This is a genomic window from Halorussus limi, assembly GCF_023238205.1.
Lineage (GTDB): Archaea > Halobacteriota > Halobacteria > Halobacteriales > Haladaptataceae > Halorussus > Halorussus limi.
On the sequence record NZ_CP096660.1, the window covers coordinates 95,578 to 119,640 of the forward strand.

Annotated in this window: 26 protein-coding genes; 11 read left to right on the plus strand and 15 right to left on the minus strand. The window is 66.7% G+C overall.

Annotation, left to right across the window (positions count from 1 at the left end):
• The 4 genes from M0R89_RS18760 to M0R89_RS18775 form a co-directional block, all read right to left on the minus strand.
• On the minus strand, positions 1-219 hold the full coding sequence (locus tag M0R89_RS18760) for a hypothetical protein (RefSeq protein WP_248652608.1): 219 nt from the start codon (positions 217-219) through the stop codon (positions 1-3).
• 1 nt (position 220) lies between these two features.
• Positions 221-994: a glycosyltransferase family 2 protein gene (locus tag M0R89_RS18765; RefSeq protein ID WP_248652609.1), complete on the minus strand. Its 774-nt coding sequence runs from the start codon at positions 992-994 to the stop codon at positions 221-223.
• 295 nt (positions 995-1,289) lie between these two features.
• The gene (locus M0R89_RS18770; RefSeq protein ID WP_248652610.1) at positions 1,290-2,216 is read right to left on the minus strand and encodes a glycosyltransferase family 4 protein; all 927 of its coding nucleotides are present in this window, start codon (positions 2,214-2,216) and stop codon (positions 1,290-1,292) included.
• Complete coding sequence (locus M0R89_RS18775) at positions 2,213-3,421, minus strand: DUF354 domain-containing protein (protein WP_248652611.1); 1,209 nt, start codon at positions 3,419-3,421, stop codon at positions 2,213-2,215. The genes M0R89_RS18770 and M0R89_RS18775 overlap by 4 nt, the downstream gene beginning before the upstream one ends.
• Positions 3,422-3,670: 249 nt before the next feature.
• On the opposite strand from M0R89_RS18775, the gene M0R89_RS18780 reads away from it, so the two are divergent.
• A complete protein-coding gene (locus M0R89_RS18780; RefSeq protein WP_248652612.1) occupies positions 3,671-3,964 on the plus strand; it encodes a PadR family transcriptional regulator in 294 nt (97 codons plus the stop codon).
• A 126-nt stretch (positions 3,965-4,090) separates the two neighbouring features.
• Here the strand turns inward: M0R89_RS18780 and M0R89_RS18785 are convergent, their stop codons facing one another.
• From M0R89_RS18785 to M0R89_RS18795, 3 genes are all read right to left on the minus strand, one after another.
• Complete coding sequence (locus tag M0R89_RS18785) at positions 4,091-5,389, minus strand: RDD family protein (RefSeq protein WP_248652613.1); 1,299 nt, start codon at positions 5,387-5,389, stop codon at positions 4,091-4,093.
• A gap of 297 nt (positions 5,390-5,686) precedes the next feature.
• On the minus strand, positions 5,687-7,375 hold the full coding sequence (locus M0R89_RS18790; RefSeq protein ID WP_248652614.1) for an MBL fold metallo-hydrolase: 1,689 nt from the start codon (positions 7,373-7,375) through the stop codon (positions 5,687-5,689).
• A 178-nt stretch (positions 7,376-7,553) separates the two neighbouring features.
• Positions 7,554-8,375, minus strand: coding sequence for a phosphosulfolactate synthase (locus M0R89_RS18795; RefSeq protein WP_248652615.1), 822 nt, complete (start codon positions 8,373-8,375; stop codon positions 7,554-7,556).
• 108 nt (positions 8,376-8,483) lie between these two features.
• Between M0R89_RS18795 and M0R89_RS18800 the strand changes: the two genes are divergently transcribed.
• Positions 8,484-8,627, plus strand: a complete 144-nt coding sequence (locus M0R89_RS18800) for a hypothetical protein (protein ID WP_248652616.1) — start codon at positions 8,484-8,486, stop codon at positions 8,625-8,627.
• A gap of 15 nt (positions 8,628-8,642) precedes the next feature.
• Here the strand turns inward: M0R89_RS18800 and M0R89_RS18805 are convergent, their stop codons facing one another.
• From M0R89_RS18805 to M0R89_RS18815, 3 genes are all read right to left on the minus strand, one after another.
• On the minus strand, positions 8,643-8,993 hold the full coding sequence (locus tag M0R89_RS18805) for a CGCGG family putative rSAM-modified RiPP protein (protein ID WP_248652617.1): 351 nt from the start codon (positions 8,991-8,993) through the stop codon (positions 8,643-8,645).
• 90 nt (positions 8,994-9,083) lie between these two features.
• Positions 9,084-10,463, minus strand: coding sequence for an MmgE/PrpD family protein (locus M0R89_RS18810; protein WP_248652618.1), 1,380 nt, complete (start codon positions 10,461-10,463; stop codon positions 9,084-9,086).
• 138 nt (positions 10,464-10,601) lie between these two features.
• Positions 10,602-12,713, minus strand: a complete 2,112-nt coding sequence (locus M0R89_RS18815; RefSeq protein WP_248652619.1) for a BGTF surface domain-containing protein — start codon at positions 12,711-12,713, stop codon at positions 10,602-10,604.
• Positions 12,714-13,189: 476 nt separating this feature from the next.
• Here M0R89_RS18815 and M0R89_RS18820 point away from each other — a divergent pair, with 476 nt between their 5' ends.
• Complete coding sequence (locus M0R89_RS18820; protein WP_248652620.1) at positions 13,190-13,807, plus strand: DUF998 domain-containing protein; 618 nt, start codon at positions 13,190-13,192, stop codon at positions 13,805-13,807.
• A 178-nt stretch (positions 13,808-13,985) separates the two neighbouring features.
• Entirely contained in the window at positions 13,986-14,609 is a 624-nt protein-coding gene (locus M0R89_RS18825) for a hypothetical protein (protein ID WP_248652621.1), read from the plus strand.
• A gap of 67 nt (positions 14,610-14,676) precedes the next feature.
• Here M0R89_RS18825 and M0R89_RS18830 read toward each other — a convergent pair whose 3' ends face one another.
• Complete coding sequence (locus tag M0R89_RS18830) at positions 14,677-16,308, minus strand: potassium channel family protein (RefSeq protein WP_248652622.1); 1,632 nt, start codon at positions 16,306-16,308, stop codon at positions 14,677-14,679.
• 158 nt (positions 16,309-16,466) lie between these two features.
• Positions 16,467-17,060: a GbsR/MarR family transcriptional regulator gene (locus M0R89_RS18835; RefSeq protein ID WP_248652623.1), complete on the minus strand. Its 594-nt coding sequence runs from the start codon at positions 17,058-17,060 to the stop codon at positions 16,467-16,469.
• 57 nt (positions 17,061-17,117) lie between these two features.
• On the opposite strand from M0R89_RS18835, the gene M0R89_RS18840 reads away from it, so the two are divergent.
• The 4 genes from M0R89_RS18840 to thiC are packed head-to-tail and all read left to right on the plus strand — an operon-like array spanning position 17,118 to position 20,965.
• Positions 17,118-17,957 carry an ABC transporter ATP-binding protein gene (locus M0R89_RS18840; protein WP_248652624.1) on the plus strand — a complete coding sequence of 280 codons (840 nt, stop codon included), beginning with the start codon at positions 17,118-17,120 and terminating at the stop codon, positions 17,955-17,957.
• Positions 17,950-18,729: a hypothetical protein gene (locus tag M0R89_RS18845; RefSeq protein WP_248652625.1), complete on the plus strand. Its 780-nt coding sequence runs from the start codon at positions 17,950-17,952 to the stop codon at positions 18,727-18,729. The genes M0R89_RS18840 and M0R89_RS18845 overlap by 8 nt, the downstream gene beginning before the upstream one ends.
• Positions 18,726-19,475 (plus strand): ABC transporter permease, encoded by a 750-nt coding sequence (locus tag M0R89_RS18850; protein ID WP_248652626.1) that lies wholly within the window; start codon positions 18,726-18,728, stop codon positions 19,473-19,475. Before M0R89_RS18845 ends, M0R89_RS18850 begins: the two co-directional genes overlap by 4 nt.
• A 59-nt stretch (positions 19,476-19,534) precedes the next feature.
• Positions 19,535-20,965, plus strand: coding sequence for a phosphomethylpyrimidine synthase ThiC (thiC, locus tag M0R89_RS18855; protein WP_248652627.1), 1,431 nt, complete (start codon positions 19,535-19,537; stop codon positions 20,963-20,965).
• 73 nt (positions 20,966-21,038) lie between these two features.
• Here thiC and M0R89_RS18860 read toward each other — a convergent pair whose 3' ends face one another.
• The 3 genes from M0R89_RS18860 to M0R89_RS18870 all read right to left on the minus strand — a co-directional run bounded on the left by M0R89_RS18860 (position 21,039) and on the right by M0R89_RS18870 (position 22,354).
• Positions 21,039-21,644, minus strand: a complete 606-nt coding sequence (locus M0R89_RS18860) for a hypothetical protein (protein ID WP_248652628.1) — start codon at positions 21,642-21,644, stop codon at positions 21,039-21,041.
• 80 nt (positions 21,645-21,724) lie between these two features.
• Positions 21,725-22,033, minus strand: coding sequence for a nucleoside triphosphate pyrophosphohydrolase (locus M0R89_RS18865; RefSeq protein ID WP_248652629.1), 309 nt, complete (start codon positions 22,031-22,033; stop codon positions 21,725-21,727).
• A 39-nt stretch (positions 22,034-22,072) separates the two neighbouring features.
• Positions 22,073-22,354 carry a winged helix-turn-helix domain-containing protein gene (locus tag M0R89_RS18870; protein ID WP_248652630.1) on the minus strand — a complete coding sequence of 94 codons (282 nt, stop codon included), beginning with the start codon at positions 22,352-22,354 and terminating at the stop codon, positions 22,073-22,075.
• A gap of 166 nt (positions 22,355-22,520) precedes the next feature.
• Between M0R89_RS18870 and M0R89_RS18875 the strand changes: the two genes are divergently transcribed.
• From M0R89_RS18875 to M0R89_RS18885, 3 genes are read left to right on the plus strand one after another with little or no spacing between them, the layout of a single operon-like run.
• Positions 22,521-23,318, plus strand: a complete 798-nt coding sequence (locus M0R89_RS18875; protein WP_248652631.1) for a creatininase family protein — start codon at positions 22,521-22,523, stop codon at positions 23,316-23,318.
• A 55-nt stretch (positions 23,319-23,373) separates the two neighbouring features.
• Positions 23,374-23,568, plus strand: coding sequence for a hypothetical protein (locus M0R89_RS18880; RefSeq protein ID WP_248652632.1), 195 nt, complete (start codon positions 23,374-23,376; stop codon positions 23,566-23,568).
• A gap of 59 nt (positions 23,569-23,627) precedes the next feature.
• Positions 23,628-24,032, plus strand: a complete 405-nt coding sequence (locus M0R89_RS18885) for a hypothetical protein (protein ID WP_248652633.1) — start codon at positions 23,628-23,630, stop codon at positions 24,030-24,032.
• Positions 24,033-24,063 lie beyond the last annotated feature (31 nt).

Below are 24,063 nucleotides of genomic sequence, written 5' to 3' on the forward strand. Positions count from 1 at the left end.
TCACTTTTCGAGGTACCCGAGTTGTTCGAGGCGGTCCTCGACCACGTCGTCGTCGGCGCGGTCGGTCCGAGCGTCGGCCGCGTCTCCGCGCTCGATCTCGGTCGCGGTCGATTCGAGGACGTACTCGGCGAGTTCGTCGGCGTCGTCGAACCCGTCGAGTTCGTCGGCGAGCAGTTCGTAGCGGTCGCTAAGGTCCGTGGGGAGTCGTATCGTAGACATGTTAACTGTTTTCTGAACGGGGGGATGTCGGTCGTCGGCGCGTTGCGAGTCGCACTAGAAACGCCAGCACGGCGACCCCGTGCTTGACGGGGTTGTGGGTCTGGCCTTCGAGGTCGTCGTAGCGCGCGTCGATGGCGCGCTCGGCGATGGTCAGGCCCTCGCTGGTCGCCGAGTCTATCATCTCACTTTCGACGCCCATGCCGTCGGTCGTCAGCGAGAGAGATTCGAGCGCTCGGGGGGAGAAGGCTCGATAGCCGCTCTGCGTGTCGGTCAGCTCCGCGCCCCCGGTCACACGCGAGGTGCAGTAGTCGAGGACGACCTGTCCGAAGCGGCGGTAGACGGGCGTCTCGTCTTCGGCGTCGTCGCCGAGGTATCGACTGCCGATGACCATGTCGGCGTCGCCCTCGACCACCGGTTCGGCCAGCGAGGGAACGTCGGCGGGGTCGTGTTGACCGTCGGCGTCGAGCAGGACCAGCGCGTCGCACTCGACGCGCTGGGCGTGGTCGAACAGGGTCCGGACCGCGGCTCCCTTGCCGCGGTTGCGCTCGTGACGCAACACCGTCACGTCCGCCTGCTCGGCGATTTCGGGAGTCCTGTCGGTGCTGCCGTCGTCTACCACGACCACGTCGTCGGCCCACCGCTTGACGCCGAGGACGGTACTGCCGATACCGCTCTCCTCGTTGTACGCGGGGATGCCGACGACGACGTGGGCGCTGCCGAGACGTTGCTCGACAGAGTGGGCGACTCCCTCGCCCTCCCTAACCTGTAAACTCATGGTTCCTTCGGAGTATTCGTACGTTTCTCGCCACTTTGTTCTCCAGCGCCTATACCGGGATAGCGTGGGGTTGGGCCGAGTATAGGACCGCCGTACGGGTTTCGCGCGGCGTATCCACTGGTACACTTTGCCTAGCGTTCGGGAAAGCGAGGGTTTCCGGAGGAGCGGTTGGGGTAACCTACGCGCGGTCAGACCGGGATTAGCGACAGCGTGAGAGAACCGACCGACGAAGAGAGGAAAGAAGAGAGCGCCGACGGGAACCGCCCTGTCTACCGTCGCGCGTTCGAGGGTCCTCTCACAACACCGACTCGTAGACGCCTTCGATGCGTTCGGCCATGCGGTCGAGGCTGATGTCGCGCACCTCTTCGCGGCCGTCGGAGGGCCGCGGGTCGGCCAGCACGTCGACCAGCGCGTCCACGAGTTCGTCGTCGTCGTCCGAGACGTACGAGGGCGAGACGCCGTCGAGTCGGTCCCGAACGTCGCCGACGTCGGTCGAGACGACGGGCAGGTTACAGCTCATCGCCTCCTTGACCGAGTTGGGCGACCCCTCGCGCTTCGAGGTTAGCACCAGCGCGTCGGCGGCGTTCATGTACGTCGCCACCTCGGCGTGGGGGACGCCGTAGACGACCTGCAACTCCACGTCCGCGTCCACGCGCTCGCTCGCCCGTTCGACTATGCGATGGGCGCGAGGGTGGTTCTTCACGTCCTGAGAGGGCGGATACGGGAACAGGACGTGGCGCGCGTCGGGGTCCCACCCGACTTCGGCGCGGGCCTCGTCCTTCGGTCGGGGCGCGAACCGGTCCATGTTGATACCGTGGGGGATGACGTGGCAGGGTTGGCCGAGTTCCCGCGCCATCTCCTCGGACATGACGATGGTCGCGTCGCAGTGGCGCGCACACCGCTTCGCGAGCCACCCGTACTCGCCCATCAGGTCGGTCCCCCACAGCGAGAGGACGACCGGAAGCCGGAGTTGGGCCAGCGCCATCGGCGCGGTCAGGCCGTAGTTGGCGTGGACGAGGTCGTAGCCGTCGAGCGACTCGTTGACGACCTGCGGGACGAACTTGAGGTAGTCCGAGACCGTCCGCTCGGTCATGTCTTCGCGGGCCACGTGGTCGCCCGGCGGGTTCATCGTCTCGCACTCGATGCCCCGGCGCTCCAGCACCGTCCGCTGCTGCTGGAAGAAGCGGGCGTCCTCGTTCGAGACGAGGTTGAGTACGTTCACCGTCGCCCTCCCTCGCGGCGGGTTCGCTCGTCGCTCCGTTCGGCACGTCGTCGCTCCCCGCCGTCGCTCCGGACCGCGCCGAACGGGAGCGCGCGGTCGGCCTCGCGGTCCGACCCTCGGGGGTCGAGACCGGAAACTCGGTCGAGGGTCCGCGCGTCGAACTCGTCCGCCGAATCGACGCGCTCGGCGACCTCGACCACGATTTCGGTGAGGTTCACCTTGTCTTCGAGGTACCGGTCGCGGAGGTTGCGCCAGCGCTGGTCGGCGTCCTCGTCGGCGAGCAGGTCGGTCGCGGCGTCGAGGACCGCGTCGAACTCCCGGAGATTGTAGACCAGACCCGCGCGTTCGAGGTCCACGAAGTTGCCCATGTCGTCGTCGCCGACGAACGAGTTCGACCGAATCGCCGGCGTCCCGAGTAAGGCGGCCTCCGTCACCATCGTCTGGGTGTCGGCGACCAGCAGCGACGCCTCCGACAGCGCGTCGTGGAGGAGCGCCGGGTGGAGGTCGAACGCCCGGGCGGGCGTCCGGTCCAAGTCCATCTCGCCGCCCTCGTCGGAGACGAAGACGGTGGCTCGCTCGGCCAGCGTCTCGACCAGTTCCCGGCGCTTCTCGGGCGTGAAGCCGGCCTTCCCCACGTCGTGGTGCGACCCGAAGGCGTTCAGGCGAACGATGGCGAACTCCTCGTCCGGACCGACGCCGAGTTCGTCGCGCACGTCGGACTGGAGCTCGTACTCGTCGGGGTGGAGATAGGCGAGTTCCTTGAAGCCCCGGAACTCGTAGTGCTTCTCGCCGAGGTCCTTCTCGAAGGTGTGGGGCGTCAACACCGCGTCGACCAGCGGAACCGAGATGGCGTGGTCGAGGTCGGTGTTGCCCGAGTCGTCAACGAGGACGACCGGCGTGCCCGCGACGGTGCCCGCGAGGGCAGCGAACGCTCCGCGACCGAAGACGCAGTCGGGGTCGAACTGGCGTGTCAGCCAGACGATTCTGGCGAGGTGTTTCGGTAACTCGCGGGCCAGCGAGAACTTCTGAGTCTCGCACGTCCCGTAGGACTCGTAGGGAACGTCGTAGTGGTCGAGTAGGGGTTCGGTACAGCCGTAATCTCGCGCGAGGACCAGCACGTCGTGGCCTCGGTCTCGCAACGTCGCGACCGCGCGCCTGTACTGGTGGACCTGCGCTGGCGTGTTGGTGAGGAACAGATACTTCATGATAGTCTCTCCGCCGGAGCGAGCGGTCTCCGGCAGTCGGTACAGACGGTTCTCCCGTTACGGCCATTGTTATACACCGCCTGAACTGAACTCCGGCGACGAGTGTCGCCCCGAATCCCCTGCAGGTTTCTATCAATTGAACCGACAGCTTCGTAAGATGGGACGCCGCTTTGGCGGTTTTAGGTAAAAAACTGAATTAAGCGGCCACCAAGCTTATAATTACAGGGAAACTATCGGCTATCGTAACTCATGCACGACCTGACTGGTTTCCAGCGGGACCTGTTGTACGTCATCGCGGGCAAGGACGAACCGCACGGGCTCGCAATCAAGGAGGAACTCGAATCGTACTACGAGAAAGAGATCCACCACGGTCGTCTCTATCCGAACCTCGACACGCTCGTGGACAAAGGTCTCGTGGACAAGGGTCAGCGCGACCGACGGACCAACTACTACGCGCTCACCGACCGCGGAAGCCGCGAAATCGAGGCCCGCCGCGAGTGGGAGACGGGCCACCTCGGCGAGAAGTCTTCCATCACCGCGTAAGCCCGCGAACGGACAGCTCCCGAGCGACTCCCTTTTCGCCCTTCACGCAGTCTACGTGTCCCACTGAGAACCGACAAGTCGTGAGCGGCCGCGATACCTCCTCCGGACGACGGCGCGAGCGTCGGGTCACCCGGCGCGGACGACGACGGTGTCGGCCACCACGTCGCCGATTCGCTGTGCCCGGTCGGTCGCCAGCATCGAGAGGAAGCCGAGTACGTAGAACGGCGCGAAGTCCAGCGGCCGGAGCAGGTTCCGGACGAAGACCGCCCGTCGAGAGGCCGGAGAGCCGTCCTCCGCGACGACGACCAGACCGAACAGCCACTTGCCGGGCGTGCGACCGAGCGTCGCCTCCCAGACGAGGAAGTACAACCACGGCGAGAGCGCGACCCCCGCCGCGAGCGCACCGAGAGTCGCTCCGTCGCCGAGTGCGACGACGGCGACGACGGCGAACGCGAAGCCACCGACGACGCCGGCGACTGCCGCGAAGACGAGGTCGAGGAGCGCCGCGACCGTCCGCTGGCCGAACACGTCGGTCTCCGTGCCCCGTCGAGGCGTCGGCCGGGTGAGACCGAAGGCGGTGGTGAACCAACCCAGCGCGGAGCCACCGCCGAACGACTCGGGGTCGGGGCTCTCGGTCACGTCGTCGGAGGGTCTGAGCCACCGGGAGACGTGCATCCGGGAGACCGAGAGGTCGGCGTCCGACGCGAGTTCGAGGAGTCCGGTCATGTGGGCTTTCCCCGTGACGAGGCAGGGTCGCTCGTACCCCTCGCGTCGGGAGAGTGCCGAGACCCGTTCGAGCAGGTGTTCGTTCCGGTGCTCGTTGATGGCCCCCGTCGACCCGAGATAGACGAGGAGCGGACCGAGGAGGAGACCGGTCGGAAGCAGACCGCTCGTCGCGGCGAACGCGAGCGTCCCCGCCGTCGCGGGAATCGCGACGACGAGCCAGAGTCGGCGGTCGAGTCGTCGCGCCGCCAGCGTCGTCCCGATGGCCGCGGTCAGGAGGCCGGCGAACGCGAGGAACGTCGTCCGGTAGAACGCCGCGAGCGCCGCCAACGCCGCCCAGTTGACCAGCATCCAGCGCGCTCCCGCCCTGCTCATGTAGAGGACCGGGTGGTCGTCCACCTCGTGAACCGGGAGACCGCGCTCCTCGGCGACACGCCGGACGGCGATGGCCTCCGCCTCGTCGTAAGCCCGGTGGAGGACGACGTAGACCGGGAGAAACAGCGCGAGTTGGAGCAACATCCCGAGGAAGAACGTCGGTGTGCGCGCGGCGACCCGCCCGAGCGTCCGAACCGTCACCTCGGTCTCGGGTTGTTCGACGAACAGCGCGTCCGCGTCGGCGGCGAAGTCGTCCAGTTCCGCTCGGACCTTCGCCGGGCGGTCAGCGTGGAGGACGCCGAAGAGACTGAGCGCCGGAGATGACATTCTGATGAAGATTTCGGGGCGACGACCGAAAAGCTACCGACTCGCCGACGGTGACGGTCGAGGGTCGCCTGCGAGCGTGTTCCTGACGGAAAACCAATGTTAAGCCACTCCTAAGACGGCTGTAGGAAGGTCTACGAGACGGAGAGACGGCTCCGAGACGACGGTGGACGCGTCCGGAATCAGAACGGAGAGTCGAAACTCCGGACCGAAGAATCGAACGACTGAATAGAAACGGCAAATCGAACTCCCGAACCGGTTCGGCGAACTGCACTCCCGACGGGACGCGCGGAACCCCGGTCACTCGTCGTCCGGGACGACCACCGTCACCTCTTCGCCGTGGTCGAGGTCGGTCTCGTCCAGCAGGCGGAGCATGGTCACGCCCTCGCCGCAGTCGACGACGCGGGCGCGAACCGGGTCCCCGCCGGTGTCGGACGCGAGCGAGTCGAGTCTGTCGAGGACCTCGCGCCGGAACGTCTCGTCGTCGCGCACCGTCGCCTCCGCTCCGGTCGCCGTCTCCGCCCCGTTGGCGGCGGTCGAATCCGCGTCGTCCCCCGCCGCCGTCTCGGTCGCGTCGGGCGACTCCGGTCGGTCGGCGGACGGCGAGGCCTCGCTCTCGGTCCCGCGTTGGCCGAAGCGGTCGTCGAGGCGTTCGACGACGACGCCCTCGGCGTCGAGGTCCGGAGCGTCGGCGCGGGCCACCTCGGGGAGTCGCTGGTCGGCTTCCGCGACGATTTCGCCGAACCGGCCGCCGTTGACCTGCCAGTCCTGCGCGCGAATCGACTGGACTGCGGTCTCGCTCAGCCACGGCGGCGGCGACCACCGGCCGTTCTCGTAGAGCGTCTGCTCGCGGTCGTCGTCGCTGGCCCAGACGAACCGCTCGTCGTAACGGCCCCGAAACCGCCGGAGCGCGCGCCGGGGGCCGTGCCCCGCGACGACGTGGATGGGGTCCAACTCCGCGACCAACTCGTCGATGGCCGACATCGAGGGATGGTTGACCACTTCGTAGTCGTAGACGGTACAGGAGGCGGTCTCGACCGGGTTCGTCGCGCCCGCTGTCAACTGGACGAGCGTGGCCGACGAGTCGTCCTCGATAGCGCCGAACAGGCGGCGGGCGCTCCCCTCAGTGGGAACCTCCGGGCCTGCGAAGGTCAGCGTGCCGCGTTCGAGCAGTTCGCTCGGCGACTCGAACACCGGCACCGCCTCGACGTTGGGCACGTCGTAGCCGAAGTCCGCGTAGAGTTTCGCGGCCTGTCCGGCCAGCGTCACCGGGACGGACTCGCCGAGCCGCTCGCCGAGGTGGCCCAGCAGGTAGGCGTAGTGGACGGCCGTGAGCGCGCTGGCGGTGACGAGGGTCCGCGACCCGGCCCGCGAGCGCTCGAGCAGCGTGAACAGCGAGTCGGTCAGCGTCTCCTCGAAGTCGTCGGTCGTGGAGACGTTGACGAACAGCGCGTCGATTCCGGTCGGGAGGTCGGCCCGGAGGCCGGGATAGCCCGCCGCCCGGCGGGTCGTGAAGTCGCCGGTGAACAGGACGTGGTTGGCGCGGGACCCGTCGCGGAAGCGGACGACGAACCCGGCCGCGCCGGGGGTGTGACCCGCCGGAACCGGCGCGACTTCCACGTCCGGGACGACAGTCTCCCATCCGTCGAGCGGTTCGACGGCGTCGGCCGCCGAGCCGGTCGCGCCGATTTCGTAGTTCTTCTCGCCCTCGGTCAGTACGTCTTCGAGGACGTTCGCGGTGGGTTCGGCGGCGTAGACGGGCGCGCCGTCCCGGAGCGAGTCGGCCAGCGAGGCGTAGTGGTCGAGGTGAGCGTGGGTCAGCAACACCGCCGCGAGATACTCGTCGTCCGACAGAAGCGAGTCCAAGTCGACGCCGACGCCGGAGTCGACGAGGAGACACGGCGTGCGGTCGGCGGTCCCACTCCGAAATCGGAGGAGATACGAACCGCCGCCGGTCGCGGGGTTCGCGTGCTGATAGCTGAGGTTCATCCGTGGTGGGGGCGACCGTCACCCCTCTCTGTTCCGACACGCGTCATGCTAATACGATGGGACCCGAGTACCGTAAATTCTTTCGTTAAAACCTTGGCCTGTAAAGGTGCGGTATATATGGAAGACGGAAATCGCAGGAAGCAGTCGGGATTCCGTGACGATTCGTGTACGCGCTCGGTCACGTCCGGTCGTACGACGCGACCCGGCCCCACGAACTCTTCTTGCCCCACAGTCCAGACCGCATGCACTCCAGTTCGACTATCTGGGAGTTGTCCACGAACAGGTTGACCTCCGGGCCGAAGTTCTTGATGTACCACTCGAAGACCGCCGGGTCGGCCGCCTCGAACACGCAGTTCTCGACGCCGACCTCGTTGGCTATCTCGAAGGCCACGTCGGTTCGCCACTCCCGGACGCGCTCGGTGATGCCCTCGGACTCGACCATTATCTTGTACGCTCCGGCGTCGAGGTGGCGCTCGGCCTCCCGAATCGCGCTCGCCGGGTCGATGGCCGCCTCGCTCTCCAACTCTTCGACCGAGGAGGCGCCGCCCGCCCCGAACTGGACGTTTATCTCGGGCTTGGCCTTCAGTCCCTTCTCCTGGACCATCTCGGTCAGCGCTACGAGGTCGTCGGTGTCGATGGCGAGGAATCCCGAGGAAATCTCCACGATGTCGAACCCCAGAGTCTCGGCCTCCTCGACGTACTGCTCGACCTTGTCGTGGTCTCTGACGAGGACGTTCTCCACGAATCCGCCGGTCGAGACCTGTACGTCGTACTCGTGGCAGACCGAAATCAGTTCCTCGACGGCCTCCTCGGGCATCAGGGCGAACGACCCGCCCGAGAACTTGTAGATGTCCACGTACTCGCCCATCGTGTCGAGGATGTCGCGCAGTTCTCGCGGCCCCATCGGGTCGTAGTACGGTCCCCGAATCTCGGTGATGCCCCGCTCGCGCGGTTTCGATTCGCGCTCGTTGACGTGCAGAAAGTCGAATGCTCTGGCCATGGTTTCCCCCGTGAGGGCTACGACGAACCGCCTCTTTACTGTTAGCCAGCGCGCCGTCTCGACGTCGCCAGCCCCAGAACCCAACTACCTCGAACCCGTAAGACGGCCATGACTTATCAGACTACGGTCGGGTGGTCGCTCCTGTCGTCCGGTATCGTCACGCTCGCGCTGGAGATACTGCCGTGGCCGTCGCTGTACTGGGGTATCCTGTTCATCGTTCTCGGTATCGCCACGCTGTACATCCGGCAATAGGGAGCGAAATCGACGCTACTCCACGTGGACCCGAGTCACGTGGCCGCCACAGCCACACTGTTCGACGTACTCCCACGACAGCGAGTCGTCACCGAACGCCTCGGCCAGCGCGTCATAGAGATACGTCTCGGGGTGACCGTGGTCCCCGTGCGTGACGAGGTTGACGTGGTTGCCGCCCGCGGTGTGTTCGACCGCCTGCCGGGCCTGCTCGACCACGAGGTCCCGGCTCTCGGCGTGGTGGGGCTTTTCGAGGTTCGCCGACCACGAGTTGTCGTGGACCCGTTCGGTGACGGGTTCCGCGTCGCTGTCGAGGTCCGCGTCGCGGTCCCGGTCGTCGCTCCCGGACGAGTTACTGCTGGTTCCCATAGGTGAATCGAGGGCGCGGGCAGGCGAGGGAGTTGTCCCGAACTTGTTCGGGCGGAGTCGCACTGCTCGTCGGTCCGGCGACTCGTCCGGTCAGTCTAAGAGCGCGACCAGTTCAGACGCGTCGTGTTCCTCCAACTCCGCCACCGTCTCGATTATCTCCTCGCGACGCTCGTCGTCGTACCGCTCTCCGGCGGTCTCGTGGAACTTCCGCTCGATTTCCTCCCACGACATCGAGTCGTTGGGGTGGCCCTCGAAGTGGTCTTTCTCGACGCGGTAGACCGTCCCGTCGCTCGTCTCGACCGTGACGTGGGCGGGCATCTCGCCGCTCTCGAAGCGAGTCGTCAGTTCCGTGTTCTCTTCGACCTCCACCTTGCGGAGGAGTTCCTGCACGTCCGACTGCCGGATGCGCTCCTGTTCGTACTGGTCGTTTCCCAGTTCGCGGTCCACCAACGCAGCGGCGAGCATGTAGGGCAGCGAGTGGTCGGCCTGCGCCTTCGTCTCGACCTCGTAGCGACTCCCCTCGCCGCCGCCGATGATGAGTTTCGCACCGGCGAAGGTGTCGAGGTGGATGCGCTCGACGCGAGCGGGGTCGATGTCCTCGCGCTCGGCGAGTTCGATGATTCCTTCGACCGCCGACTGGGCGTAGGTCTCGGCGACGTACTTCTTGGCCATCACGTCGTGGACCCGTTCGGCGGGCGTGAACTCGGCCTCGAACTCGCCGGACACGACCTGTTTCCAGCCCTTTTGGCCCTCGAACAGGTTCTTCGGGCCGTCCATCCCGTTCTTGGCGAGGAATACGGAGTAGACCGCGTTCCGTGCGGCGTTGGCCGACGCGATGCCCTTCCACTCCGAGATGGCCTCCGTGCGAGTCACCCGGAGCGCGTTGTGTGCGGTGCCCGCGATGCCCACGGCCGACCGCAACTGCTCGCGGTCGAGTCCGAGAATCGTCCCGGTCCCGGTAGCAGCGGAAATCACGGTGTGGGTCACGTGGTCCCACCCGCGCTCGCGGACCGGCGCGTTCCACGCCAGCGCGCCCTGGACCTCGTAGGCGACCCCGACCGCCGTAATCAGGTCCTCGCCCGAGGCGTCCGCGTACTCCCCGCAGGCGAGTACTGCCGCGACGTTGTCGCTCGGGTGGGGCGTCTCCCCCGGCGCGAGAAACGAGTCCATGTAGTCGAGGTAGCGGACCAGCGTCGTGTTGTACATCGTCGCGTCGGGTGGCGAGGCGGTCGATGCCTCGGGTGGCGAGGCGGTCGAACCGCCTGCCCCGCCGCCCCACAGCGAACACCCCTCCCCGCCGAACTCGGCCACGGTGTCGCCGACGACGGAGACCGGTTCCTCCTCCATCGCGGCGACGGCGATGCCGAGCGAGTCCAGGATTCGCTTCTTGAGTTCCGTGACGGTGTCGTCGTCGAGGTCCTCGAAGTCGAGACCGAGGGCGAAGTCGGCGATGTCTGCGGTGGTCGTCATGGCGGTGGTCCGACGGCCGCGAGCAAAAAACGGCGCGTAGGTTCAGGCTGAAACAGGGGTTACACCAGAAGTAATTGCGTGTTACGAGTCGGCGTCGTGCCGGAGCGAAAAGAAGGACGTCGCGTCGGTGCCGCTACGTCAGCGCCGCCGTCCGACGAACGCCGCGCCCGCGAGCAGGACCGCCGCGAGTGCGAGCGCCGCCGTGCCGATGCCGAAACCGGGCGCGGGTGCGGTCCCCGCCTCCGTGACCGTCGCCGTGTCGTCGGCCACGGCCGCCTCGGTCGTGGTTTCGGTCGTCGTTTCGGTCTCGGTCGTCGTCTCCTCACCGCCGAGGACGCCCTCCGCGGTCGTCTCCTGACCGGCGGTAGTGGTCTCCCCGCCAGCGGCGGTCGTCGTCTCGCCGGCAGTGGTCGTCTGCTCACCGGCGGCACCGCCGCTGACGACGGTGCCGTTCACGCTGACCTGCGGGTCGTCGATGGAGACCGTGAAGTTCGTGTTCGGTTGCACGTCCGAGAAGTCGAACGTCGCCTCCCACGTGCCGTCCTCGGCCACCGTCGCGGTCTGGCGCTTGAGGAACGGCGTCTGGCCGGTGTTGGCCGCCTCGACGTTCAACTCAGTTCCGGGCGCGAGTGTGCTGTTCCCGGATATCGTCGCTTGGCCCGCCGACACCCGAACCGGGCGGTCGAACGAGGCCGAGCGGTTGACCACCGTGAAGTTGGTCACGAGCGAGGTCGCGTTCCCCTCGCTGACGTAGGGATTCTCGGCCGAGATAGTGAAGTTCGCTCGGTAGCGCGCGCCCTGCTCCAGTCTGTCGGAGTCGATGACGAGGAAGAACTGGTTACCCGACTCGTCCACGATTAGCCGACCCCTGTCCAGCGACACCTGTTCCGGCGGGACGTTGAGACCGCCGATTTTGGTCAGGTTCATCGACAGTCCCGTCGAGTTGTTGTTGAGGTCGGACACGTTCTGGACGTAGCTGTAGAGACCGGACGCCTGCACCTGCACGATGGCCCAGTCTTGGAACGCCACGTCGCTGTCCTGCGTCGCGACTTGGGCGATTTGGCTCGCGTTGTCGAGGTCAACGGAAGCGGGCGCGGTCCACGTCTGGATGCCCCCGGTCGAGCGCTCGGTCAGGAGGATGGACCCGACCGCGGTGCGCGTCGTACCGACCCTCACCTCGATGGGGTACGTCGCCACGTCGAGGCGGCCCGGAATCGGGTCGGTCAGCAACTGGAAGTTGGTGAAGTTGTCCTCGCCGACGACCGAGATACCCGGCGAGTCGGGCGAGAGACCCGCCCGGTAGGTGTCGAGCGCGACGGTCGCCGTCCCGTCGCCGTTCCGGTCGACGACGGTGAACTGCGAGACGTAATTGACCTGCTCGGACCCGAGTCGGACCGTCGCCCGGTCGGTTCCGTCGAAGGTGACGTTGAACCGGACCACGTCGCCGCGCTGTTCGGTGTAGGTCGCGTTCCCGAGCGAGGCGGACCCGTCGACCGGTTGGGCCACGGTTATCGTGGCGCTGTCCTCGGCGGCCCCGTCGCTCGTGACCACCGAGATGTCGTACGTGCCCGGTTCGACGCCGGTGAAGTTGGCCTCGAAGTAGGCGTCGCTGCCCGCCTCGCGCGTGGCGACCGCCCGGCCGTTTCGCACCTCGACCGACTCGAAGATGTCGGCGAGTTGCTGGTCGCTCAGTTGCTCGGAGAAGAGGTAGAACCCGTAGCCCGCGCGGTTCGACTGCAGGCGGAGGTCCGTCCGAGCGTCCGAGCTATCGTCGTTCAATACCATGCTCTCCGCGAAGGTGGCGTTGAGCGTCTGGTTGGCGATTTCGAAACTCGCCTCGCTCACGCTCCCGGTTCCCTGCGCGGTCCCGTTCTGGAAGACGACCGGTTGTTCGTTCTGGTTGACGATGACGTACTGACCTTCGAGGTTACTCGTGCTGATTACCGCCGACCCGCTCCCGTCGAGCAGAACCTCGGTGGCGAGCGACCCGACCTGTCCGTTTTGGACGCGCCGGAGCGCCCACACCTCGCCCGCGTTACTCTGGTTCGCGGACAGTTCGAGGAACTGCCCCTGCCAGAACACCTCGCCGGAATCGACGGCAGTGTAGTCGTCGCCGTCGTCCTGCGCTCCGCTGTCCTGCGCTCGATACGTCGTTTCAGCTCCCGTCACTGCGCCACCGGTCACGCCCGCCGTCAGCGCGCTGACGACGAGCAGTGCTGTTAACAGTATACTCTTGCGTGTTCGTGTCATGATTTCCCCATCTGCCCCCTCCCGCACAATCGCTTCTCGAACGGTCGTGCGGGCGTTCGTCGGAGATTCGGCGAATTCCGATAAGTATCTTGTGACGGTAGGCCCGGCTTGCACCGGGATAAAGAGAGCCTAGCCCCGCTAACGGGCCACAACCGCCAGCCGAGAAGGCCACCGCGCGCGAGTCCTCGGGCCAGTGGTCCCGACGCCGAACGCTTCGTTCCGCGCCTGACCGCCGCTTTTTCGCGTCCAATCCCGGCTTTCGACTCCGTTGCGCGTCCCGGCCCTCGAAATGGTATACGATAGCAAACCACGAGAGCCACCGAACCACTCAGTCATCAAGTCACCGAGTGGCGGGTCGTCGGGAGCGGAGTCTGGCCGAGCGAGACGATAGCCTCGAAGACGAGCGAAGCGACGACCCCGAATCGAACCAGAAATCGAACGACAGTCTCAATAACCGGCTATCGGAAACCACCGACATGTCCCTCCTTCACGACTCCCGATTCCGCACGGTCGCCCGCGCCTCCGGCGCGGCCGCGCCCGTCGTCACGCTCGGCGCGATACTCGTCTCTACCCTCCTCTCACCTACCTTCTCGTGGGCGGACAGCGCGCTCTCGGACCTCGGTCGGGCGGGCGCGCCGACTGCGCCGATTTTCAACGGCGGACTGATACTCGGCGCTATCCTCGCGCTTCCGTACGTCGCGCGGGTCGCGCTCGCGGCCGAGCGACTCCTGACGCGACTCGGCGCCGCGACGTTCGGTCTCGCGGCGCTCTCGATGGGTCTGGTCGGCGTCTTCCCGACCGGGACCGCGTACCACTTTCCGGCGGCGGTCTCGCTCTACCTGTTCGTGACCTACGGACTCTTCCTGTACGGTTCCGGCCGAGTCCGGGCCGGGGCGGCGAGAGGCCAGATCGAGACGACGACGGCCGGTCTCGCGGCCATCTGGCTCGGAGTCGGCCACCTCACTTCGTGGCTCGCGTGGGGCGCGGGCCTGCGCGTCGGTCCGGGTCTGGCGATTCCCGAGACCGTCGGCGCGGCCATCTTCGTCGCGTGGATTCGGCTCTCGTGGCCGCTGGCAACGGAAGACGCGGCTTAGGACGACGTTTTCGAGAAATCTCTCACAGAGCACCGCTGTCACGCTAACCATTACCAGTAATTGCTATCGTATTTGTACGACGGGTGAGAAAGTGGGCGAGCAGATTGTCGTACTTGCTTACGATTATTTATAGGGATGAAAACATCTAATACCGGTCAGCAGTGAGAAATTAATATCAATGAACCGATTGGAATTGCGAGAACTGCTCGAAGAAAAGACCGGAACCCTCCTTTTGGTCGCGGGAGGGTTTCTAATAATCCAGATTGTGGCCCCGGCTTTCCCGGATTTCGCCGGGTTCGCGTCTGGAGAGCGACTACCGGGATGGGCTGGCTTCATTTTCGCCGCCGTTCACCCCGGGGTCGTTGGACGTGTACTCCCGTTTATTGCTTTGCTGGGCCTGTATCACCGGCTGACTTCCGAGACTCCTCGGCTAGCAGTTATGGGTGGCACGCTGATGGCACTCACACCGATTCTATATCTGACTGGTCTCCTGACCCTTCTACTTCGTCCGGTACCCGAATTTCCGTATCTCCTGTGGCTCAGCCCTCTGGCGTACATGGTAGGGACTGCGTTTTTCGGGCTGGCTTTCCTTTGGAAGGACGGCTCCATCCGATTCGTTGGAATTCCACTACTTCTTTTCTCGGGGAGATGGACTTTGCTTTACGCTGTCGGTCTAAAAACCGGAGAAGTCCCGGGATGGTTTCCGTCCGGCGAACTGCTCGCCGTTTCTGTAGTTACGATGGGCTACCTCCTCTACACTGACTCGGCCACCCGCGACAACGGTACTCTCGCTGGCAGCTAACCGTCCCTGTATACGCATCTCAGTGGCTCTATGGTTCGAAGCTGGAACCGCTCACTTGACTCCCGGTTCAGTTCGCCAGCGTCGTGAACCGATTGACGCCCTCGTCGGTGCCCGCGACGATAACGTCGTCGTCGCGCCGGAACCGGAAGTCCGGGCCGATTTCGGTCAGAACCGCCCCGTCGCGCTCTATCGCGACGACGGTACACCCGGTCCGGGCGCGCACGTCGGCCTCCGAGAGAGTCTGTCCGGCGAACTCCGGCGCGGTCGTCCGGACGATTTCGACCTGCTTGTCCATCGAGATGACCTCCTCGCGCTCCAGAATCGTGGAGGCGAGCATACGTCCGGAGACCGTCGCCAGCGCCAGCACGTAGTCGGCGCCAGCGCGGTAGATTTTCCGGACGTTCTCGGTCTCCTCGGCGCGGGCCAGCACCTCGATGCCGGGGTTGAGGTCGCGCGCGACCAGCGTGCCGAACCCGGTCAAGGTGTCGTCGGCGACGGTGAAGACGACGGTACGGGCCTCCTCGATGCCCGCCTCCTCCAGCGTCTCGGGGTCGGTCGTGTCGCCGACCACGTCCACGCCGGGTTTCTCCGCGATGTCCACCACCGTGTAGGGGATGTTCGCGGACGCGAGCGCGTCGGTCACGGTCGCGCCCACCTCGCCGTGGCCGACGACGAGGACCGACCCCCGCCGGGGTCGGCGGGCCTGCGAGCGCGTCAGTTCCTTGAGTCGTTCGAGTTGGGCCTGCCGCCCGGCGACCAGCAGGACCGTCCCCGCGGCCAGTTCCACGTCGGGCGAGAGCGGCGTCTCGAACTCGCCCTCCAACCACGCCCCGATGACGTTCGCGCCCGACCGCTCGCGGATGCCGCTCTCGGCGAGCGTGTGGCCGACGAGTTCGCTCCCCCGCTGGACGGAGAGTTCCGCGATTTCGAAGTCCTCGCCGATTTCGACCGCGCTCCCGAGTTCGGTCGAGACGGCGGTCGTCACCTTGTTCGCCAGACTCTCGCCGACGAGTCGCCGGGGCGACAGCACCTCGTCCACGCCCGCGAGTTCGTGGTACGTCTCGTGTTCGGGGTCCTCCACGACGCTGACGATTCGCACGTCGGCCTCGGCCTCGCGTGCCGTGAGAACGATGCTCACGTCCACTTCGTCGCTGGCGTCGGCGACCAGCGCGGTCGCCTCGCCGAGGTTCGCGGCGGTCAGCGTCTCCACCGACTCGGGGTCGCCGTGAATCACCGAGTGGCCCGATTCGTAGAGGTCCAGCGCGGTCTCGCGGTCGGGTTCCACGATGACGTACTCCACGTCCCACGACTCCAACTCGGAGATGAGCGCCTCGGCCCGGGGCGAGTGAGTGCAGATGACGACGTGGTCTTCGAGGTCCTCCGCGGCGGTCGGCAGGGTGGTAGAGAGCGCGTTCTCGAACAGTGGGACGACGAAGACAGGGAGCGCCGCGAAGATGAGGACGACGCCCGTCAGGTCCATCACCATCACGAAGATGTTCATCTCCAGCGACTCCCACCCCGCGTCCGACCCGTACCCGGTCGTGGTGAAGGTCTCGACGACGACCTGCATCGACCGGTAGAACGGTTGCTCGTGACTCTCGTAGACCGCCATTCCGTAGTCGTAGGCCAGCGCGAAGGCGAAGAAGACGACCACGAGCGTCCCGAGGTAGTAGAGCGTCCGGCGCTTCCACGTGTCCATCGAGTGGTGGGTTTCGCGTGGCGGGTAATGGATTTAAGGGTCTGGGCCGAGTCGCCCGGCGACGCGGAATCTCCCGAGTCCGCGGCCGGTCTATTCCCCGGCCCGCGACCGGTTTACCCCTCGGACCGCAACCGGCCTGCTCCTCCGACTGCGACCACCTACTCCCTCGACCGGAGTCGCCGGAACACGCTCATGATGCTGTCGAACGACGAACTCGTCAGGACGTTCAGCGCCGTCTCGCCGCTCTCGTAGACCCCCAGCAGTCGCTCGACCTTCTGCAGGTCCCGGTCGGCGCGCTCGGAGTCGGCGTTCCGAAGCGTCTCGGCCGCCTCGTCCAGCGCCCGAGTCATGATGCGGACCTCGCTGCGGACCTCCTGATTGAGCAACTGCTGGAAGACGTGCCAGAGGTCGCGCTCCGCCTCGAAGTAGGCCTTCTTTCCCTCGCCGGGAATCGACCGCCGGTGGACGAGGTGGTACCGCTCCATCGCGGTCATCGCGGTGCTGACCGTGGACTTGGCGTAGTCGCTCTCGGCCGCGAGGTCGTCGAGCGAGCGCGGTTCCTCGGCGAAGTAGAGCAGGCCGTACAGGCGGCCGTAACTCGGCTTGATGCCGTACACCTCCGCGGCGCGGGCCATCGCTTCCACGACCTCCTCGCGGGCGTGCTCGACCGCCTCGGACTCGGCGTCCCCGGGTTCGGATTCGGACGCGTCGCTCGCGGCGCTCCCGTCGGGTTCGGACTCGGCGTCGGTCATTCGGTCGGACCTACGCGACCGAAACCCATAAATCGTGTTATGCGGAATATTCGGTATATGGTGAATATAGGGAATCGAGTCCAAGACGGCTCCGAGACGTCCGACGGAAGAGAATCAAGCGACGAGTCAGACGGCGACGAATCGAGCGACGAACTGGCGGGCGACGTCGTGGTCCGCGGGCGAAATCTGACTAAGACGTACGACTCGCCGCTCCCGTTCACCCGTTCGGTCGAAGTGCTCCGGGGCGCGGACCTCGACGTTCGGGCGGGCGAAATCCTCGGCATCGTCGGCGAGAACGGGTCGGGAAAGTCCACGCTGATGAAGACGCTGGTCGGCGCGATGGAACCCGACGACGGCGAAGTGGTCGTGGACGGCGTTGCGGGGTGGTGCCCGCAAGACCCCCTGCTGTACGACCGACTGACGGTCGCCGAGACCTTTCGACTGTTCGGGACGGCCTACGGCATGACCGGCGAGGAGATTCGAGACGCCCGGGACCGACTCGCCGACCGACTCGGCTTCGAGGAGTTCCTCGACTACCGAGTCGACCAGTTGAGCGGCGGGAACCGCCAGAAGGTCAACCTGAGCGTCGCCGTCATGGCCGACCCGGACGTGCTGTTCCTCGACGAACCGTACACCGGGTTCGACTGGCAGACCTACCTCGCGTTCTGGGGGTTGACCGACGAACTGACCGACCGGGGCATCGCCGTCGCGGTCATCTCCCACTTCGTCAGCGAGCGCGAGCGGTTCGACCGCATCCTCGAACTGGCGGACGGCCGCCTGACAGACGTGACCGACGCCGACCTCGCCGACCGGCCGACCGAGGACCCCCGAGACCCGACCGGCGGGGCGAATGCCAAGGGGGACCAGTCGGCGCGGGAGGCAGAGACCGATGCCTGAGAGCGCGAATCCGGCGACCGGCGCCGGACGCGCGAGTCGCCTGCGCAGACTCCGGGTCGGGGTCGCTTCGCACGTCCGAGCGTTCGTCCGCACGCCGCTCAACGTCGCGCTGCTCGTGGTTCTCCCGGTAGTCGTCGTGGAGGGCTACGGGACCGCGATGTCGGCGTTCCCGCAGCTCCCGCACCTCGCCGGGGGAACGATGGCCGAGACGGGCCGGGTCAACGGCGCGATTTACGCCGCGGCCTTCCTCGCGGGCATCCTCGGCCTGTTCCAGAGCATCAGCGCGGTACAGGCCGACGAGCGACTGCGCATCTGCGGCTACGACCGGGCCGAACTGTTCGCGTCTCGACTGGCCTCGGTGGTCCTCGGGAGTACACTCGTCGCGGGCGTCTCGACGGCCGCCCTCTGGCGGAGCGTCGAACTCGCGGCTCCGACCGCGGCGTTCGGCGCGCTGACCCTCGCCGCGCTGATTTACGGGCTCGTCGGGATGCTGGTTGGCGCGGTCCTCCCCAGAGCCTTGGAGGGGTCGCTCGTCCTCGTGTTCCTCGTGGACCTCGACGACTTCCTCTCCAGCGGTCTGCTCGACGTGGAGTCGCCGGTTCTGAAGCTCCTGCCGCTTCACTACCCACACGACCTGTTCCAGTCCGCGACGTTCGAGGGGTCGGTGGCGACCGGCGACGCCCTCCTCGGGGCGGCGTACCTCGGTGGCGTCTTCCTGCTCGCGCTCGGGGTCTACGTCCGCGTGACCGGCGAGGGAGGTGTTCTCGCGTGAGTCGACCGCGGACGGGGAGGGCCCGGACCGCCTTCGAGATGGGCCTGCGCGAGTACGCCCGGACGCCGGTCCTGCTCGCGCTGTTGGTCTTCCTGCCCGCCTACTTCGTCGGCGTGTTGGTCTTCCTGCTGCCCGAGTCGTCGGTTCCGGTCGAGGTGGCGGGCCGGGGGACGGTCGCAGTTCCCTCGTCGGAACTCTACGGCATCCTGCTCGTGCCGCTCGTGAGCGGTCTGGTCGGCGGTGTCGCGGGCCTGTTCCTGATGCTGGCGGCGCGCTCGGCCGACGGTAGACTCGTCGTCGCTGGCTATCGCCCGGTCGAGTTACTGGTCGCGCGGGTCGGTCTGCTGGCGGTCGCCGGAGCGGTCGCGGCCGTGGTCTCGCTCGGCGTCCTCTCGGTCGAAGTGGTACCCGAGCGACTCGGCTGGTTCGCGCTCGCGTCGGTGCTGGCGGGGGTGACCTACGGACTGGTCGGCACGCTCGCGGGCCTCGTCCTCTCGCGCTTGGCGGGGGTCTATCTCCTGCTATTCGCGCCGATGGTGGACGTGTTCTTCTTCCAGAATCCGATGGTCAGCGACCCCCACTGGCTGGCGGCGTACCTGCCGGGCCACTTCGCGACCGAGGTCGCCGTGGACGCCGGACTCTCCGCGAGCGTGGCGCTCGAACCGCTCGGGTGGGCCGTCGCGTATCTCGCCACCGTCGGCGTCGTCACCGCAGTCGCGTACTACCGGACGATGCGAATCGGGTAGTGAACCGGGAGAAGCCGACCCCCGCAGTTTTATTACCCGGTAGTACAACCTAGTGATTCGTGACGCAGTTACAGCGCGCCCGCGAGGGCACGGTCACCGACGAGATGGAACGAGTCGCCGAGCGCGAACGGGTCGCGCCCGAGTTCGTCCGCCGGCAGGTCGCGGACGGCCAGGCAGTGATTCCGGCGAACGTCGAACACGGCCGACTCGACCCGATGATTATCGGGAGCGAGTTCGCCACGAAAGTCAACGCGAACATCGGTAACAGCGAGGAGGCGAGCGGCGTCGAAGACGAATTGGAGAAACTCCACGCCGCGGTCCACTACGGCGCGGACACCGTGATGGACCTCAGCACCGGCGGGGAGTTGAACCGGATTCGGGCGGCGAACGTGGAACACTCTCCGGTCCCGGTCGGCACCGTACCGATTTACGAGGCGGTCAAACGGGCCGACGCCGTCGCGGACATCACGCCCGAACTCCTGTTGGACGTAATCGAGAAACAGGCCCGGCAGGGCGTCGATTACATGACGATTCACGCCGGAGTCCTGATGGAACACCTGCCGCTGACCGACGGCCGCAAGACCGGCATCGTCTCCCGCGGCGGGTCCATCCTCGCGCAGTGGATGGAGGAGAACGGAATGCAGAATCCGCTCTACGCTAAATTCGAGGACATCTGCGAAATCTTCGCGCGATTCGACGTGACGTTCAGTCTCGGTGACGGTCTCCGGCCGGGTTGCCTCGCCGACGCGGGCGACGACGCCCAATTCGCGGAGTTAGAGACGCTCGGAGAACTCACCAGCATCGCGCGGGACCGCGGCGTGCAGGTGATGGTCGAGGGGCCGGGCCACGTCCCGATGGACCGGATTTCCGAGCAGGTCGAGCGCCAGCAGGAGGTCTGCGACGGCGCGCCGTTCTACGTCCTCGGCCCCCTCGTGACCGACGTGGCGCCGGGCTACGACCACATCACGAGCGCCATCGGTGCGACCGAGGCAGCACGCGCCGGGGCCGCGATGCTCTGCTACGTCACGCCGAAGGAACACCTCGGTCTCCCCGACGCCGAGGACGTGCGCGACGGACTCGCGGCCTACCGCATCGCGGCCCACGCCGCCGACGTGGCGAACGGCCGCGAGGGCGCACGCGACTGGGACGACGCCCTCTCGGAGGCCCGCTACGACTTCGACTGGGAGCGCCAGTTCGAGTTGGCGCTGGACCCCGAGCGCGCCCGGTCGTACCACGACCAGACGCTCCCCGGCGACAACTACAAGGAGGCGCGCTTCTGCTCGATGTGCGGCGTCGAGTTCTGCTCGATGCGCATCGACCAGGACGCTCGCGACGCTGACGGCGAGATGAGCGAAATCGAGACCGAGACCGACGTGGAGGAGTCGCCCGCGGCCGAGGTGAATCGCCCGCCTGTCGGCACCCACGAGGTCGAGGGCGCACCGCTGGCGGACGTGGACCTCGACCGCGAATACCCCTCGGCGGACGACTGACGGCGCGTCCGGACGATGCACAGGTACTGACTGCTCGGGAGTATTTCGACCGAAAAAAGAGGGGACGACCGCGTCAGGGGTCCGTACACTGGTAGTACGAGCAACACGACGCCTGCGTCGCCACGCGGTCTCCCTCGTACGTGACCGCACTCGACGCGTAGCACGACCCGTCGGCCTCGGGGGGACAGGCGTACTGGCTACAACTCTGGGTCGTCGCGGTGTCGTCGGCGTCGAGCGTTCCGACCTCGGGGTTGAACACGGTCACGGACTCGCCGTCGTCGAGGAGCGCGTACGACTCGCCGGTCTCCGGTTCGACCGAGGCGGTGAGCGTGCCCCCGGCGACTTCCGTCACGGTGACGAGTCTCGCCGGACTCACGCCGGAGTCCACGAACGCGGTCCCCGCTTCGCCGCGGAGCGGAGCGTAGGGTGAGGCCGGGCGGTCGGTCGCCAACTCGGCCGCGTCGCCGGCGTCGAGAACGCCCTCCTCGGAGAGCAACGCCAGCAGGTCGCCACCGTACGACTCCAGCAACTGCTCGGCCTCGGCGGGGTCGGCGGAGCGGCCCGGTCGGTCCGCGGCGGTCGCGCCGGCGCTTCCCGCGGCGAGTCCGGTCGTCGCGCCCGCCACCGCGACCTTCTTCAGGAGCGAACGTCGGTCGATGGTCGTGTCATTCTGTGTCATGGACGGCACGACTACGTATGCGGTTAATTTACTTATATTTCTAGCCTAAATAATTCGGGCTGGGCAGAATACTCCCGGGGTCACTCCACGCGCTCTAACACCACGCCGTCCTCGAACCGGCCGCGCTCCTCGGCTTTCTCCGCGCGAAGGCGCTCGACACGCTCGGCGTCGAACTCCTCGGCGTCCCGAATCGCGTCGAGGACTTCCAGCACGTCGGCGAGTTCTTCGGGGTCGCCGGACTCGCGGAACTCTCCGGCCTCCTCACAGAGTTTCTCGCGGAGGCGGCGTCGGTACTCGTCGCCGTCGGCGACGTGGGTGACGGGCGTCTCGCCGTTCTCGCGGACGACCTCCGGAATCCGGTCGCGCACGAGTTTGTCGTACTCGGTCACGCGGGAGACCGACTCCCGGCGGCGAAAAAGAGGTTACGGTCAGACCGCTTCGGCGCTGTCGGGCGTCGCCTCGCCCGCTTGGAGACACTCCTCGACGGAGTCGGTGAGCGCGTACAACTGCTTGCGGGCGTCGGGGATGTACACCCGCTCCTCGATGACGTCCCGCTCTTTCAGTCGCTTGATGGAACTCCGGACCGTCCGGGGCGAGAGCCGAGTCCGGTCGCTGATCTGCTGCTGGGTCAGCGCGTCGTCGTTGTATTCGAGAACTTTTACGACTAGCTTCGCGCTCGGTGGGGCGTCGTCGTCGAGGCAGTCAGACATCGTGTTCCATTCGTGGACGCCCACCGAATTATACGTTTGCTAACTCCGGTGAAACGAGGTTACTTCGAGGTAACCGCGAGCGAGACGGGCACGGCGGCCGCCTCGGGCCGAGGTCCGCAATCGAGCGCGGGCAAGAACTTTACCCGCTGGCCCACGGCGTTGCGGTATGTACCTCGCAGACCAGGCGTGGCCGGAGTTAAGCGACTACGTGGCCGAGGAGTCGGTGGCGGTCGTGCCGCTGGGTTCGACCGAACAGCACGGACCCCACTTGCCGCTCTCGACCGACCACAAGATTGCGGAGGGGTTGGCCCGCGAGGCCGCCGACCGGACCGGCTACCTCTGCACGCCGACCGTGAACGTCGGCGTGAGCGTCCACCACAAGCAGTTCCACGGTACGATGTGGGCAGACGCGCCCGAGTTCCGCGACTACGTCGAGAGCTTCTCCCGGAATCTGGCGTACCACGGCATCGACCGCATCGTCTTCGCCAACGCCCACGGCGGCAACCAGACCCACCTCCGGGAAGTCGGCCGCAGACTGCGCGAGGACGAGGTCGCCTACGCGGTCGAGTGGATGTGGGACGAGTCGATTCCGGGCCTCGTCGACGACCTCTTCGAGACCAACGGCCCCCACGGCGGGCCGAAGGAGACCGCGATGATGATGCACCTCGACCCCGAGAACGTGCGCACCGACGAACTGGAGGCGGCCCGCGACGGCGGCCTCGTGGACTGGGCCAACAGCGACGAGGCCTACGTCCACGGCGCTCGCAACTTCTACGACTCCATCGACAACACCGAGAACGGCGTGTTGGGCGACCAGACCGACGCGACCCCCGAGAAGGGCGCGGAGCTGTTCGACGCCGCGAGCGAGCAGTTGGCCGAGCTGCTGACGTGGCTCGACGACCGGCGGTTCGCCGACCTGATGGCGAAACCGCACGTCAACCCCCAACCCGGCAGTCGGCGGTAGCGTTCGCGACCCCGCGGCCCGAACCCATAACCCCGCTCCGCCCGTCCCTCTGCCCGTGAGCGAAACAGAAAACGTGACCCGGACGACCGACGGCGATGACGGTGACGGGTTCTGGGACTTCGGCATCATCACGACGCTGGTCCTCCTCGGACTCGCGCTCGTCGTCTTCCCCGAACCCGCGACGACCGTGACGGGCATCCTGATGGTGGGCGTCGGCGTCAGTCTCGCGGTCCTCAACACGTTGGGGTGACGCGTTAAGTGCGACCAACGGCCACAGGCCCTAACCCCGTCAGCGTCTAGTTTCTTGGCGTGAGCGACAACCCGTACACCGACGACGAGTACGACAGCACGTACAAGGACGTCCACGGGGACGAACCCACCCGCGACCAGTACACCGACGAGACGACCGACGACACGTTCTTCCCGTCGGGCGTCGGCAACTCGCTGTACCCCTCCGGGTGGGGAATCTGGCCCGCGGGCGACGCCAACGACGCGAGCACCGAGAACGAGGCAGGGGACGACTACGACCGGCGCACCGCCGACTACGACGACTCCGAAGGCGACGACGACGGATGGTTCGGCGAGGGCATCGCCGGGACGCTCCTGCTCATCGGCGCCGTGCTGTTCTTCTTCCCGGAGCCATCGACGTCCGCCATCGGAATCGGACTGATGGCGCTGGGCGTCCTCACGTGGGTCGTCGACGCACTGGCGTAGGGCCGCCGAAGACGGCCGGAGACCCGCGCCG

What these genes read in the sequence shown, in the direction of transcription:
- M0R89_RS18760 (WP_248652608.1), bottom strand. Translation starts at nt 219, where the DNA reads ATGTCTACGATACGACTCCCCACGGACCTTAGCGACCGCTACGAACTG.
- M0R89_RS18765 (WP_248652609.1), bottom strand. Translation starts at nt 994, where the DNA reads ATGAGTTTACAGGTTAGGGAGGGCGAGGGAGTCGCCCACTCTGTCGAG.
- M0R89_RS18775 (WP_248652611.1), bottom strand. Translation starts at nt 3,421, where the DNA reads ATGAAGTATCTGTTCCTCACCAACACGCCAGCGCAGGTCCACCAGTAC.
- M0R89_RS18780 (WP_248652612.1), top strand. Translation starts at nt 3,671, where the DNA reads ATGCACGACCTGACTGGTTTCCAGCGGGACCTGTTGTACGTCATCGCG.
- M0R89_RS18785 (WP_248652613.1), bottom strand. Translation starts at nt 5,389, where the DNA reads ATGTCATCTCCGGCGCTCAGTCTCTTCGGCGTCCTCCACGCTGACCGC.
- M0R89_RS18790 (WP_248652614.1), bottom strand. Translation starts at nt 7,375, where the DNA reads ATGAACCTCAGCTATCAGCACGCGAACCCCGCGACCGGCGGCGGTTCG.
- M0R89_RS18795 (WP_248652615.1), bottom strand. Translation starts at nt 8,375, where the DNA reads ATGGCCAGAGCATTCGACTTTCTGCACGTCAACGAGCGCGAATCGAAA.
- M0R89_RS18800 (WP_248652616.1), top strand. Translation starts at nt 8,484, where the DNA reads ATGACTTATCAGACTACGGTCGGGTGGTCGCTCCTGTCGTCCGGTATC.
- M0R89_RS18805 (WP_248652617.1), bottom strand. Translation starts at nt 8,993, where the DNA reads ATGGGAACCAGCAGTAACTCGTCCGGGAGCGACGACCGGGACCGCGAC.
- M0R89_RS18810 (WP_248652618.1), bottom strand. Translation starts at nt 10,463, where the DNA reads ATGACGACCACCGCAGACATCGCCGACTTCGCCCTCGGTCTCGACTTC.
- M0R89_RS18815 (WP_248652619.1), bottom strand. Translation starts at nt 12,713, where the DNA reads ATGACACGAACACGCAAGAGTATACTGTTAACAGCACTGCTCGTCGTC.
- M0R89_RS18820 (WP_248652620.1), top strand. Translation starts at nt 13,190, where the DNA reads ATGTCCCTCCTTCACGACTCCCGATTCCGCACGGTCGCCCGCGCCTCC.
- M0R89_RS18825 (WP_248652621.1), top strand. Translation starts at nt 13,986, where the DNA reads ATGAACCGATTGGAATTGCGAGAACTGCTCGAAGAAAAGACCGGAACC.
- M0R89_RS18830 (WP_248652622.1), bottom strand. Translation starts at nt 16,308, where the DNA reads ATGGACACGTGGAAGCGCCGGACGCTCTACTACCTCGGGACGCTCGTG.
- M0R89_RS18835 (WP_248652623.1), bottom strand. Translation starts at nt 17,060, where the DNA reads ATGACCGACGCCGAGTCCGAACCCGACGGGAGCGCCGCGAGCGACGCG.
- M0R89_RS18840 (WP_248652624.1), top strand. Translation starts at nt 17,118, where the DNA reads ATGGTGAATATAGGGAATCGAGTCCAAGACGGCTCCGAGACGTCCGAC.
- M0R89_RS18845 (WP_248652625.1), top strand. Translation starts at nt 17,950, where the DNA reads ATGCCTGAGAGCGCGAATCCGGCGACCGGCGCCGGACGCGCGAGTCGC.
- M0R89_RS18860 (WP_248652628.1), bottom strand. Translation starts at nt 21,644, where the DNA reads ATGACACAGAATGACACGACCATCGACCGACGTTCGCTCCTGAAGAAG.
- M0R89_RS18870 (WP_248652630.1), bottom strand. Translation starts at nt 22,354, where the DNA reads ATGTCTGACTGCCTCGACGACGACGCCCCACCGAGCGCGAAGCTAGTC.
- M0R89_RS18875 (WP_248652631.1), top strand. Translation starts at nt 22,521, where the DNA reads ATGTACCTCGCAGACCAGGCGTGGCCGGAGTTAAGCGACTACGTGGCC.